The organism is Faunimonas pinastri (genome assembly GCF_900110915.1).
In the GTDB taxonomy this organism is placed as follows: Bacteria; Pseudomonadota; Alphaproteobacteria; order Rhizobiales; family Afifellaceae; genus Faunimonas; species Faunimonas pinastri.
In genome coordinates this window covers 42,620-55,062 of the sequence record NZ_FOFG01000004.1, presented here as the reverse complement: position 1 = coordinate 55,062, position 12,443 = coordinate 42,620, and the positions used below count along the sequence as shown (strand labels likewise).

Here is a 12,443-nt window from a genome sequence, read left to right as displayed (position 1 = left end):
CCACCGACAAGTCGCTCGCCCGTTCTGCCTTCAGACCTTGAGAAGGCGCGCCACGATCCTGCCGCGCACGCTTTCCGGCAGCCGCGCCCAGGTCTGGCGCATGACCGGCCGAACCCGGTTCCGGTAGACGTCGCGATAGAGGCGGCCGGCCGGGGACAGCGCCAGCGTGTAGTCTGCGACCTCTTCCGCGGCCGAGCACCATTCCCGCTTATAGCCGTCGTCGGGCGGCAGCAGGTCGAGCCTCCGCATGTTCCGCTCCGGAAACGTCGCGAGATAATGATCGAGCAGCATTCGGCCGGGTGAGAGATCCGAAAAATCCGGATCGTAGGCGCTCATATAGGTGAAGAACGTTCCCCGATATTCGAAGCCGAGATAGATCGCGGTGAGCCGCCCGGCGACGTGCATGGTCAGCACCACCGAGCCGGAATTCCGGTGATCCTCGGCCAGATCCAGCAGGATCTCGCTGGTGAGGGGATCGCGGAAAGCGGAAGAGATCGCCCCCCGGCTCTGGAGCCACTCGCGTTTCAGCGCCATGCAGGCGGCCAGCGCCGCGCGCGCTTCCGCGCCGCCCTCGATGATGGCGAAGGCCACGCCTTCCTGCCTGTCGAGGTTGTTGCGGCGGTTTCGCAGGCTCTTGCGGGTGTTCTTGGAAAGGGTCTGGAGAAAGCCGTCGTAGCTCCCGAACGCTCCGACATCGGCATAGGGCGCGACGCGGAGATGCTCCGGCGTGCCGAGGAGCGCCGCAAAACGCGCGAGGTGCGAGTCGGCCCGCACGCGCGTGAACTCGATCGCGTCCAGTCCTCCCGCGCGGGCTGCCCCGAGTGCGGCGCGGAAGGTGTCCTCGGATGCGATCTCGGGATCGAGCAGGACGTCGGCGTATTGCGCCACCGGCTCGCCGGCCATGCGGGCAACCGCGAGGCCGATGCGCGAACGCAGCGCAAGCGGCAGGATGAGCGCCGCGCGCCCGTTTTCCCGGACCACCACGACACGCAGCCTCAGACTTTCCGGCTGATGCCGCAGCCAGGTCGAAATCTGGCCGAAGCTCTGGAAGGGCAGGGGAGCAACCGCCTTCTCCTCCAGGGCCAGCCATTCCGGCCGGAGCGCCTTGAGTTCGGCGGCGCTCGTCGCCACCGCGACGTCAAAGGCGTGCGGCAAAGCGGGCGGCATTCGCACCTCTTGGGTCCAGGGCAGGTCGGCCGCCATCGAAAGGTTAGTCATCACAGCCACGCGACCGCAGAGGTTGAACTATACCCGTTCAACGCTTTGCAAGTGTAACCGTGCGTGGAAATGCGCTTTGTTGGTTAAACGCGTCTTGTGCCTTTCAGTGCCCGGCATGGTGCGAGTGAGCGAAAAAAAAGGGGCCTCGCGGCCCCTCGTTCAGTTCGCCCGGGCGATAGAACCCGTGACGTCCGGCACCGGCGCCGGATCGTAGGCGGGCGTTCCCTTGCGGTAGATGCCCATCGCGACGACGGGCACGTCGCGGTTGTTGATGCCGTCATGCAGGAGCAGCGTGGCGTTGATCTGGTTATCGCCGACGGGCGAAGCTGAAATCACGCCCGAATTCGAGCCCCGGGTAAGCTTCAGGTCGAAGCCGTCGGGGCCCTTGCGCTCGCCGATGATATCGACGCCGTTGCCGCGCGCGCCGTCGAGGAAGGCGCCGTAGAAGCGCTGGTTGTCATTGTTGTAGTGCAGGTCGGCGAAGACCGGGGCGGAAAGCTTCCCCATCCAACACTTGCCCTTCATGTTGAACGTCAACTGCGTGTGCGTCGGATCGCCGTCCAGCGAGCAGTAGAACTTGGAATTGACCTGCGGGCCGATCAGGATGCGGCCGATGCCCATCCATTCGCCGGAAAATTTGGCCATGAACACGGCGGCGTCGTCGTTGGCACGAGCCGGGGCGGCGAAGGCGGCGACGGAAACGGCGCACGACAGGAAGAGAGCAGTCAGTCGGGACATGAATCCGGTACTCGTCGATTGGCGTGCGACCAAACTAGGGCCGCAAATGTCAACGGACGGTTAACCCTAATGGCGCGGTAAGGATTGCCCTGGACGCTTTGGCGCCGGTGTGGCGCGCGTGCCGCACTCCGCTTGTTCGGGCTCTATTCGCGCGAAACGAGATTGCCCGCGAGATCCTTGAGCCGCGGCCGCTCCGCCGCGAGAAAGGGCAGGGGCCGGCACACATCCATCGCGGAAAGCCCGATGCGCGCCGTCATCAATCCGTTGACGACGCCCTCGCCGAGCTTGGAGGAGATACGCCCGGCGAGACCATGGCCCAGCACCTGCTGCAGGATCGTGTCGCCCACGGCGATGGTGCCGGTGACCGCGAGATGGCCGAGCACGGCGCGAAGCAGCCGAAGCATGCCGATCGCGCCCGGGCGCCCGCCGTAAAGCGAGGAAACGCGGCGGATGAGGCGCACGCTTTCCCAAAGCACATAGATGATATCGAGGAAGGCGCGGGGACTGACGGCCGTCACGACCGATACGCGCCGGGCCGAGCCGGAGATCATGGCCCGCGCGCGCGCGTCCAGCGGCGCGACCAGGTCGCGTTCGGCCAGCACGAGCAAATCGCGTCCGTCCATGATTTCGCGAAGATAGTTGCGGACGTCGGCGCGGGCCTTCGCCGTCTCCGGGCGGGCGGAATAAAGGTCCATCACCGAACGGGTCGCCGCGATGGCGAGGTCGCGATCGTTGCTGGCGGCCGCCTCGTCGCAGGCAAGCCGCAGCCGCGCGACCCGTTTCAGCCGCGCGATCCCGGCAAGCTCGCGTCCGATCACCACGACAAGGCCGAGAACGAAGAGGGACAAGGCGACCAGCCCCACCCAGCCAAGCCAAGGGGCACGTTGAAAGAGGTCGCGGATCAGCGCGTCGACGCCGAGGCCGATCGCCAGCGAGACGAGCGCGCCAGCGGCCGAAAGCACCAGCGCGCCCCAGCGGAAACCGCGCCGACGGGGATTGGCGATCTGCTCCACCGCGCCCTTGGCATCGTCAATGCCGGGTGCGAGATCCTCGATCTCCTCGTAGGCGGGCTCCTCGGCGATCTCCAGCCGGGAATCGTCGAGGCGGAAAGCGGTGGGGCGGCGATAGGGCTGACCGGAACCGGGATCGCTCATTTCAGGCGGTCTCCGATGAGATATTGCAGCGTCTGGTCCAGGCGGATATGCGGCAGCGACAACGTCGCGCCTTCGGCTGTGCGCTCCAGCCGCGGCGGCCGAAACCGAAGGTAATGCAGCGCGGGGTCGGCCTCCACGCCCTTGTCCGCTCCGCCGTCCCCGTCAAAAAGCGCTTCAGGATCACGAGGCAGATCGCCCGGAAAAAGCGCAATCTCCGTTTCGCCGTCATAGGTCTCGCCGTCGACGCGTTCCCCGGTCATCGGCACGCCGGCAATCGCCGGCAGCGTCTCCCCGGCGCGCGTGACGGCGACCTCACGGGTCGCGCGAACGGCGGCCAGCGGCACGACCCGCACCTCAGCGCCGGCGAACTCCGCCCGCTCTGCCGCTCGGCGCGTCAGCCGGGCCAGCAGCCGCGCGAGATTGTCGTGGTCGGTGTGGTGGACATGGTCGGCCTTGGTCGCGGCGAACACGATCCGGTCGATGCGGCGGCGGAGGATGGAGGTAAGCCAGCTCGCGCGCCCCGGGCGGAAGCAGGCGAGCACGTCGGCCAGCGCCGTTTCCAGGTCCCGAAGCGCCGCCGGTCCCGCATTCAGCGCGGCCAGCATGTCCACCAACACGATCTGCCGGTCCAGGCGGGCGAAGTGATCGCGGAAGAACGGCTTCACGACGTGGCTCTTATAGGCCTCATAGCGCCGCTCCATCATGGCGGCGAGGCTGCCCTTGGGCGCGGAGAAGCTTTCGGGAAGATCGAGCGGAGCGAAGGTGAGGGCGGGCGAGCCCTCCATGTCCCCGGGCATGAGGAAGCGACCGGGCGGCAGCATGGACAGAGCGTGCTCGTCGGAGCGGGCGGCGCGGAGATACGCGGTAAAGCTCTCCGCCAGCGCGCGCGCTTGGTCCTCGATCGCGCCCGACGCGGGATCGACGCCGCCAAGCGCCTGCAGCCAGGCGCCCGAAATGTCGCTCCGTTCCGGCTCGCGCGCCAGCCGCAGGGCCTCCGCCGACCATTCGGCATACGATTTTCCGAGCAGCGAGAGATCCAGCAGCCATTCGCCGGGATAGTCGACGATATCGAGATGCAGCCGGCCGCGCCCGAAGCTCCGCCGCCAGCCGCTGGCGGATTCGAAATCGATCGTCAGGCGCAGCTCGGAAATCCGGTGCGTGGACTTCGGCCAGATCCGGTCCTCCACCAGCGAGCGGACGTGGGCCTCGTAGTCGAAGCGGGCGATCTCGTCGTCCGGCTGCGGCTCGAGCTTCGCCTCGGTCAGCCGCCCCGTCGCCGAGGCGTCGAAAAGCGGCAGCCGTCCGCCGTGGATGAGGTTGTGGACGAGCGCGGTGATGAACACCGTCTTGCCCGCGCGCGAAAGGCCGGTGACGCCGAGGCGCAGCGTCGGCGTGCTGCCACCGAAGATCCTGCCCGCGACATTGTCCGCGACGATACGTGCCTCGTCGCCGAGGCTAGTGATAGATGGTGCCAAGCAGCCCTTCCTTTGCGCCTCAATATGGTTCGGCGCGGCCCGGCTTCAAAGGGCAAGTTGCCGGAAGGCTTCCTCGGGGGTGACGAGATCGACCAGCCGCCCCGCATCGGAGTTGATCGCGTCCCATGCGCCGTCCACCTCGATCGTGGCGAAGGCTGCCGGCGGAAAACTCTGCCGAAGCTGCTCGATCAGCCCCGGGCTTCCGCTGGCGGACAGATGCAATGCCGTCTGGTGGATCGTCGGATTGTGGCCGATCAGGAGCAGGCACGCCGCCTCGGCTCCAGAGCGCCGTATGGCCGCGCGGTACTCGTTTTCCGCCCCGTTATAGAGCTCGGGCAGGAAGTGGACGGCCGTGCCCCCGTCGAGCGACTTCTGCACCTCGACCAGCGTTTCCCGCGTCCGCCGCGACGGGGAGCAGAGGATCAGGTCGGGCCGCCAGTCGCGAGCGGCGACAAGGCGGCCCATCGCCTCGGCATCGCGGTGACCTCGCAACGAGAGCGGGCGATCCGCATCGGCGGTGCCCGGCGGGATTTCGGCTTCGGCGTGACGGAGCAGGAGAAGTCGCGGCATCCCGTGAGGCTAGGGCGGCGCGCGCCGGGCGGCAAGCTCCGGCGACCCCTCTCACGCAGGCTTTTGTTGCTCTCCCGAAGTGGAAAGCAGCGTTGCTCAGGCCGCGACGACGCCGCGCGGGACGCGGAGGAGTGTGTAGGCGAGGATCAGCGGACCCAGCGAGGTCAGCGCGATGACGCCCACCATGGGAATGGCCGTGCCGTTGAAGAGGGCGCTGACCAGGGCGCTGCTGACCGAGCCGCCGGCGAATTGCAGCGTGCCCATCAGGGCGGAAGCCGTGCCCGCCTGATGGCCATGGGGCTCCAGCGCCAGCACGGTTGCGGTCGGGATGATGAAGCCGAGGCAGCCGAACCAGACGATCAGACAGAGCCAGGTGGCGAGGAAACCCGCCATGCCGGACGCCGTCAGGACGAGGAGCGCGATGCCGGCCAGCGCGAAGATCGGGGTGGTGCGGCGGATCAGCCGGGCAATGCCAAGGCGGCGGATCAGGATGTGATTGAATTGCGCGCCGCCGATGAAGAAGATCGCGTTTGTGGCGAAGACCACGCTGTACATCGTCTTCGACAAGCCGAAGACGTCGATGAACAGGAAGGACGATCCGGCGAGATAGGCAAACATGCCGGCCTGGGCGAAGCCGGCGATGAAGACGGTGCCGACGAAACGTCCGTCCACGATCAGTTCACGGAAGCTCCGCATCGAGCGGCCAAGTCCGCCGGGCGAACGCACACGCTTGGCGCCGGTCTCGGGCAGGTACAGAAAGGCGACGACCATGCCGATCAGGCCGATCCCGGCCAGCACCCAGAAGATCGCCCGCCAGGTGACGAAACTGGCAAGCGCGCCGCCGGCCAGCGGCGCCAGCATCGGCGAGACGCTGAAGACCAGCATCATCAGCGACATCAGACGCACGGCCTCGTCGCCGGTATGGAGGTCGCGCACCATGGCACGCGGGATCACCATACTGGCGCAGGAGCCGATGCCCTGAAGGAAGCGCATGGCGACCAGCATCGGGATGTCGCTGGCCAGGCTGCAGCCGATCGAGGAGAGCACGAAGATCAGCATGCCGGCGAAGAGAGGTATCTTGCGGCCGTACATGTCGGCCAGCGGACCGTAGAAGGCCTGCCCGATCGCGATGGCGACGAAATAGCTGACGAGGCTCATCTGCACTTCGCCGACGGGAACGCCGAACTCCTTCGCGATATCCGGGAAGGAGGGGAGGTACATGTCGATGGTGAAGGGCCCGACCGCCGAAAGCAGGCCGAGGATCAGCGCGTTGCGCGCAAGGTCGGATCTCATGGGGTCGCGTCGCCGGGCAGGCACGCTCGACGGCCGCCGTCGGAGGGCCGAATCAAACGCGCGCGAAGGTTGATACTTCGACCTTAATACAGCCTTCGAAACGGTCTGACCTGCATCAACTTGGCATAGCCGCCCTGCAGGGCCGTGACGGAAAGTCTCAGCCTGCGCAAAAAAAGAGGCGGGGAGCACGCCGAAGCGAACTCCCCGCCATCCCTCTGCCGCAGGTGGGTGGGTTACGGCATCAGGACCTTGTTGACGACGTGGATCACGCCGTTGGACTGGTAGACGTCGCGGATGGTGATCTTGGCCGTCTGGCCCTTGTCGTCGGTCACTCCGAGCGTCTTGCCGTCGAGCTTGGTGACGGTGAGCGTGTCGCCTTCCACCGTCTTCAGTTCCGCCTTGCCGCCGCCCTTCTGGATCAGGCCGACGAGGTTGGCGGCGTCATGTTCGCCAGGCACCACGTGATAGGTGAGCACCTTGGTCAGCATCGCCTTGTTTTCCGGCTTCAGCAGGGTTTCCACCGTGCCGGCGGGAAGCATCTTGAAAGCTTCGTTGGTCGGCGCGAACACCGTGAAGGGACCGGGGCCGGAAAGCGTGTCCACGAGCCCTGCCGCCTTGACGGCCGCGACGAGCGTCGTGTGGTCCTTGGAGTGCACCGCGTTCTCGACGATGTTCTTGTTCGGGTACATCGCTGCACCGCCGACCATCTTGGTCTTGTGCTTCATCATGTCGCCGGACTGCATATCGCCGGACTGCATGCCCGACATGTCCGACTTCATCGATGCCGCATAGGACTGGCCGGCAAAGGCGAGCGGCGCGGCGGCCATCAGCGCAACGGTAGCGGCGGTGGTGAATTTCGACCTGAGGTGGATCATTTCTCTCTCCTAGTTTCCCCTGCGACACGATCGCTGTCGCGTCTGAGAGGGAATACGGGAGGTTCGCCCGGGAAGTTTCAGCGAAGGCGGTTTTTTGTTTCCCGCGACCGGAAGAGGCGTTGGCAAGGTTCTTGCTTGGCGGGTGGAGGAAATGGTAGGCGAGTGCCTGGAAGATCTGTACGGACGCCAGAGAGACGGACGACAGAGCCGCAGGTTTGCAATCGATACCGGGCGTCGGCGTTTCTCCGCCGGCCGTGTCCGGCTTTGCTGATGCCCCGGCTAAGTTATTACACTTCCAGAAGGTTTCACAAAAGCTTCAACTCTTTCCGGCTTGCAAGTCGTCCCGCTTTTTCGGTATATGCGGCTCGCGACGGAGAGGGGCAACACATTGGGAACTGACCGATGCTGTTGAATGAGGAAAGAACTTACCGGCCGAGCGAGGACGAGATCTTCATGAGCGAGCGGCAGCGGGAATATTTCCGCAAGAAGCTTCTCGCCTGGAGAGACGATCTCCTCGCCGAGAGCAAGGAGACGCTGGAGGCCCTGCAAGCCGAAAGCCACAACCATCCCGATTATGCGGATCGCGCGTCCTCGGAGACCGATCGTTCGATCGAACTCCGTGCCCGCGACCGCCAGCGCAAGTTGATCTCCAAGATCGACGCCGCGTTGAAGCGGATCGAGGATGGCTCCTACGGTTACTGTGAGGACACGGGCGAGCCGATCAGCCTGAAGCGGCTGGATGCACGCCCGATTGCGACATTGTCGATCGAGGCGCAGGAGCGCCACGAACGACGCGAGCGGGTTTATCGGGACGAATAGTCCGCCGCTGATATCGTCGATCCGCCACGGCGGATCGACCTCCGTCTTTTCGGTCCGGCCGCGATAAGGTCCGATCCGACTCTTCTCGACCCGGCTCTTCCTGGCCCGGCTCCGGATTCTCTCTAAACCTGCATCACGCCGCGCCCGGCCAGGGCTTCGCAGTGACCGGCGATCTCGCCGACGCTGTCATAGTGGCGATCGGCGATCTGGTGTGCGCGGGCTTCCGCCAGCTTCTTCATCGATTCCGAGGCAAGAGCGGCCGCGATCAGGTCCTGCGCTTCCGCCAGCTTGAACTCCGACGGCAGTGCCACGGCGGCGCCGAGCTGCCGCAGCCGTCGCGCGTTCAGGGTCTGCTCGAAGTGCCGGGGCAGGACAACTTGCGGCCGGCCGAGCGCCAGGCAGGATTCGCTGGTGCCGATCCCGCCGTGGTGAATGACCAGTGCGGCGCGCGCGAGCGCTTCGGGCAGGGGCGGCGGCGTGTCGTGCACCGTGACGTGCGCATTTCGCAGCGACGCCTTCAGGCTGTCCGGTGCATCCCGCACGAAGATTTCCGCCGGCACGCGCATGTCGCAGAGGACCTGCAGGAGCTTGGGCGTCAGGCCGTGATCGGCGGCGAGATAGGCGAAAAGACCCTGTTGCGTTGCCGGCCCCAGCGGCTCGTGCGTTGCCGTCAGCGGGCCGCTCGCCGGCCGTTCACGCCGATCGGCATAGATATCGGTCTCCGGCAGGGTGCAGACGACATGGGCATCGCCGCCGATCAGGCCCGGCAGGGTCGCCGGAGCGGGAAGGCCGCGTCGGTCCTGTACCTTCGCCGCATTGGCCAGAAGCTCTGCCTCGCCCGGCATGTCCGAGCCTTCGCGCAGGAGAGGGAAGGTGGGCAGATGCGGCGGCGGCAGGACGAACCCGTCGCCGATCGCGACCAGCGGCACCCGCCCGTAAGCCGCGAGCGACAGCACCGGCGAATAATCCGCGACCACCACGTCCGGGCGGACCAGGTCGAAAAGACCGTCCCAGCCATGCACCGCGGGCCAGAGCGCTTCCGCCCTGGCGAAGCCGCAGATGGCGACCATGTCGGCGAATCCGCGTGCCCGGAACGGGCGCACCTTCGGCGCCTGTCCCTGATGATGCGGCGCCTGGATCAGTGGAATCCCGGCCGCGTGGAACTCGTCGGTCGCCGCCCAGAGTTCGCGCGCGGCGACGATGGGCCGGAACCCTCTTTGTTGCAGGGCCTTGGCGGCGACCAGAAGACGGCGGGCATGGCCGAGGCCCGCACCGAGTTCCCAGGCGAGCAGTGCGACAGGAGAGGACATCATTGAAGTCTGGCTTCGTCTCAGCTTTCGTTTCGGGATCAGGCTCCGCCCATGGGCGAATGTTCCGTCGGGGCGTGTTCTTCCCGGCTTCGCCCGTCGGCATAGCCCTTGCGGTCCATCCCGTCGCCGCAGATCGCGCGGACCGTGCGCAGGGCGGCGGCGTCGAGAACGTCCACCCAGTCGCCGGCGACGCCCTTGCGGAAGAACGAACTGCCGCTTTCCTCGCCACGCTTGCGGCCGCTCAGGGCTTCGAAGGAGGAAGCCGTGACCGCTGCCGTCACCACGTCCGGGACGTGACCGACGCCGAGGAAGAGAAAAGCTTTAGCCGCCTCCGCTTCCGGTCGCTCCAGGAGATCCTCATAGCGGACTTCCAGGAGCCGGGAGGGATGCGCCTGGGCGAAGGCATCGACCTTCTGCTGCGCTGCAAGCCACGCCTCGGCCGCGTTCTTCACCAGCTGGCGATAATCGTCGGACGCCGGATCGAGGGCGGCGGCATAGCCGGCGCGGCGCGCATGGTGCAACCGGCTGACGGTCACGTCGCGCGGGTCGCGCACGATGTTGAGGAAGAGCGCCTCGGGAAAGAGCACGTTCAGGTCGGGCAGGAACTGGGTGTAGCGGGGCGTCTTGTCGCCGAGCGCGCGGGTCTCGGGCGTCTGCCGCTTTCCCATGAGCTGCAGGATGAAGGAGCGGGCGAGGCCAAGCGTCTCGCGGCCGCCCATCGGCTGGTAGTACGGCTTGCCCTGGTACACGCGCTCGGCGACGAGCTGCATGTGCCTGTTATACTCGTTGCGGACGTTCATCAGCGGCGCGGCGAGCTTCTCGACGAAGTGCCCCTCGCCGGAGCAGACGATCTCGGGATGGGCGTCCAGCAGCTTCTGCAGCCAGGTGGTCCCGGACTTCGGCGCTCCGGACACGAAGAAAATCTGGACCACCCGCTTCTCCTCCAGCTTCGACAGTCGCCCGGTTCTATCGGGGAAACCGGGCCGGTGCGAGCCTCTTCAACGGGGCGGTCCGGCATTCGGCGTCTGGGTCACCACGATGACTCGTTGGCAATGCTGACTCGCTTCTGAATCGTTCGACGAAAGTGGCGAGAGACCATTTCTAGAACTGCTTTCCGTCACAATTTCGACTTATAGGGGAAATTATAAGCCCGCTAAGTAATCTCAGGTTGTGTTAGAGAAATCAGAATACAACTTTCGATGTATAGTCTTTGATTGTTTTGCCTCTTCTTACACCCCTAGCTTGCACTTTGTTGGTAGGCTGCTTTATCACTTCGCTCGGCTTGGCTCGCGTGCGGTCGGCGTCTGGGGAACCTGAGTGGGCGTCCCGACCAGGAATGGTCCGGGGACGGCGGGGAGATGCGGATACGCGCAGGCCATAGGCTAGAAACGGCTCTTCGGAGGCAGATTACGATGGCTGAAATCAATTACGAGACGCTGAGCGACCAGACGGTTCCGGGATCCGAGGTCGGTGACACGATCACGATCGCCGCCGGCGGCAACGATCTGATCTACGGTTTCCAGGGCGATGACTCGATCAATGCGATCGGCGAGAACGACACGATCTATGGCGGCCAGGGCGACGACACCCTGACGGCGCAGAACAATAACTCGGTCGTCTACGGCAACCTCGGTGACGACACCCTGAACGCCTACGGCGGCGGCTCCAGCGTGTTCGGCGGCCAGGGCAACGACTCGATCTACGCTTCGGGCGGCAACGATCTGGTCTTCGGTGGCCTCGGCAACGACACGATCCAGGGCAGCGCCGACAGCGTGATCTACGGCAACCAGGGCGACGATCTCATCACTGCTCCGGGCACCGGCAACGACGTGCTTTACGGCGGCCAGGGCAACGACACGATCACCGCTTCCGACGACGCCGTCTACGGCACGCTTGGCAGCGACAATGTCATCTATGGCAACCTCGGCGACGACCTGCTCACCGCTGGCGCCGATTCCACCGTGTACGGTGGCCAGGGTGACGACACGCTTTCCGCGACCGGCAACTCGGTTCTCGTCGGCGGCTACGGCGATGACTCCATCTCCGCGACCGGTGGCACCAACCTGATCTATGGTAACCAGGGTGACGATTCGATCTCTGCTGCCGGCGGCGCGTCCACGGTCTACGGCGGCCAGGGCAACGACTCGGTCTTTGCGTCGGGCGGTGCCAACCTGATCTATGGCAACAAGGGCGACGATTCGATCTCCGCTCTTGGCGGCGACAACACCGTGTTCGGCGGCCAGGGCAACGACTCGGTCTTTGCGTCGGGCGGCACGAGCCTCGTCTACGGTAACAAGGGCGATGACTCGATCTACGCTGCCGGCGGCGAAAACACCGTTTACGGTGGCCAGGGCAACGACCTGATCTACGGTGTCGACGGCGGTGACCTCGTCTATGGCAACAAGGGCGACGACGCGATCCACGTCTCCGGTGGTGCTTCCACGGTGTTCGGCGGCCAGGGCGACGATGTTGTCGTTTCCTCGGGTGCTGGCGACGTGGTGTACGGCAACCGCGGCAACGACGTGCTCTCCGCTTCGGGCGCTGATGCGACCGTTTACGGCGGCCAGGGCGACGACACGCTGACCGCTACCGGCACCAACGACGTTCTCGTCGGCGGTCTCGGCAACGATCTGTTCCAGATCAACGGCGCTGACACGACCAGCACCATCGCTGACTTCGTGACCGGCAACGACTCGATCTCGTTCGCTGGTGGCGACGCTGGCACGGCCGCGAACTTCACGGCTGCCCAGGTTTCCGGCGGTGCTGACGATGCCGCTGCGGTGGCTGCGGCTCTCTTCGGCTCCAACACGGACCTCGACTACGTCTTCGTGGCCGGCGGCAGCGACGGTTACCTGTTCACGGATGGCGGTAACTCCGAGGTCACCCTGACGGGCGACAACAGCATCACGGGCGTCAGCTACAACGACATCGTTGGTGGTACGACCGTCGCCTGATCGGCTTCGATCATTCGAAACGGAAAGGCCGCCCCTT

11 protein-coding genes are annotated in these 12,443 nt (G+C 65.7%); 2 read left to right on the top strand and 9 right to left on the bottom strand.

Annotated elements, in window-relative coordinates; genetic code table 11:
• Window positions 1-30: 30 nt before the first annotated feature.
• The 7 genes from BMY25_RS07090 to BMY25_RS07060 form a co-directional block, all read right to left on the bottom strand.
• Window positions 31-1,167 (bottom strand): GNAT family N-acetyltransferase, encoded by a 1,137-nt coding sequence (locus BMY25_RS07090; protein WP_177176759.1) that lies wholly within the window; start codon window positions 1,165-1,167, stop codon window positions 31-33.
• Between the two features lie 210 nt (window positions 1,168-1,377).
• The gene (locus tag BMY25_RS07085; protein WP_092495942.1) at window positions 1,378-1,956 is read right to left on the bottom strand and encodes a hypothetical protein; all 579 of its coding nucleotides are present in this window, start codon (window positions 1,954-1,956) and stop codon (window positions 1,378-1,380) included.
• Window positions 1,957-2,099: 143 nt separating this feature from the next.
• Window positions 2,100-3,110: a YcjF family protein gene (locus BMY25_RS07080; protein ID WP_092495941.1), complete on the bottom strand. Its 1,011-nt coding sequence runs from the start codon at window positions 3,108-3,110 to the stop codon at window positions 2,100-2,102.
• Window positions 3,107-4,585, bottom strand: a complete 1,479-nt coding sequence (locus BMY25_RS07075; RefSeq protein WP_092495940.1) for a YcjX family GTP-binding protein — start codon at window positions 4,583-4,585, stop codon at window positions 3,107-3,109. Before BMY25_RS07075 ends, BMY25_RS07080 begins: the two co-directional genes overlap by 4 nt.
• A gap of 45 nt (window positions 4,586-4,630) precedes the next feature.
• On the bottom strand, window positions 4,631-5,155 hold the full coding sequence (locus tag BMY25_RS07070; RefSeq protein ID WP_092495939.1) for a SixA phosphatase family protein: 525 nt from the start codon (window positions 5,153-5,155) through the stop codon (window positions 4,631-4,633).
• A 96-nt stretch (window positions 5,156-5,251) separates the two neighbouring features.
• Window positions 5,252-6,448 carry a Bcr/CflA family multidrug efflux MFS transporter gene (locus BMY25_RS07065; protein WP_092495938.1) on the bottom strand — a complete coding sequence of 399 codons (1,197 nt, stop codon included), beginning with the start codon at window positions 6,446-6,448 and terminating at the stop codon, window positions 5,252-5,254.
• A 233-nt stretch (window positions 6,449-6,681) separates the two neighbouring features.
• On the bottom strand, window positions 6,682-7,323 hold the full coding sequence (locus BMY25_RS07060; RefSeq protein ID WP_428976941.1) for a fasciclin domain-containing protein: 642 nt from the start codon (window positions 7,321-7,323) through the stop codon (window positions 6,682-6,684).
• 402 nt (window positions 7,324-7,725) lie between these two features.
• Here BMY25_RS07060 and dksA point away from each other — a divergent pair, with 402 nt between their 5' ends.
• Window positions 7,726-8,142, top strand: coding sequence for an RNA polymerase-binding protein DksA (gene dksA / locus BMY25_RS07055; protein WP_092495937.1), 417 nt, complete (start codon window positions 7,726-7,728; stop codon window positions 8,140-8,142).
• 122 nt (window positions 8,143-8,264) lie between these two features.
• Here dksA and BMY25_RS07050 read toward each other — a convergent pair whose 3' ends face one another.
• Complete coding sequence (locus BMY25_RS07050) at window positions 8,265-9,455, bottom strand: glycosyltransferase (protein ID WP_092495936.1); 1,191 nt, start codon at window positions 9,453-9,455, stop codon at window positions 8,265-8,267.
• Window positions 9,456-9,490: 35 nt separating this feature from the next.
• A complete protein-coding gene (locus BMY25_RS07045) occupies window positions 9,491-10,384 on the bottom strand; it encodes a sulfotransferase (protein WP_177176758.1) in 894 nt (297 codons plus the stop codon).
• Window positions 10,385-10,864: 480 nt separating this feature from the next.
• On the opposite strand from BMY25_RS07045, the gene BMY25_RS07040 reads away from it, so the two are divergent.
• On the top strand, window positions 10,865-12,406 hold the full coding sequence (locus BMY25_RS07040; RefSeq protein WP_177176757.1) for a calcium-binding protein: 1,542 nt from the start codon (window positions 10,865-10,867) through the stop codon (window positions 12,404-12,406).
• Window positions 12,407-12,443 lie beyond the last annotated feature (37 nt).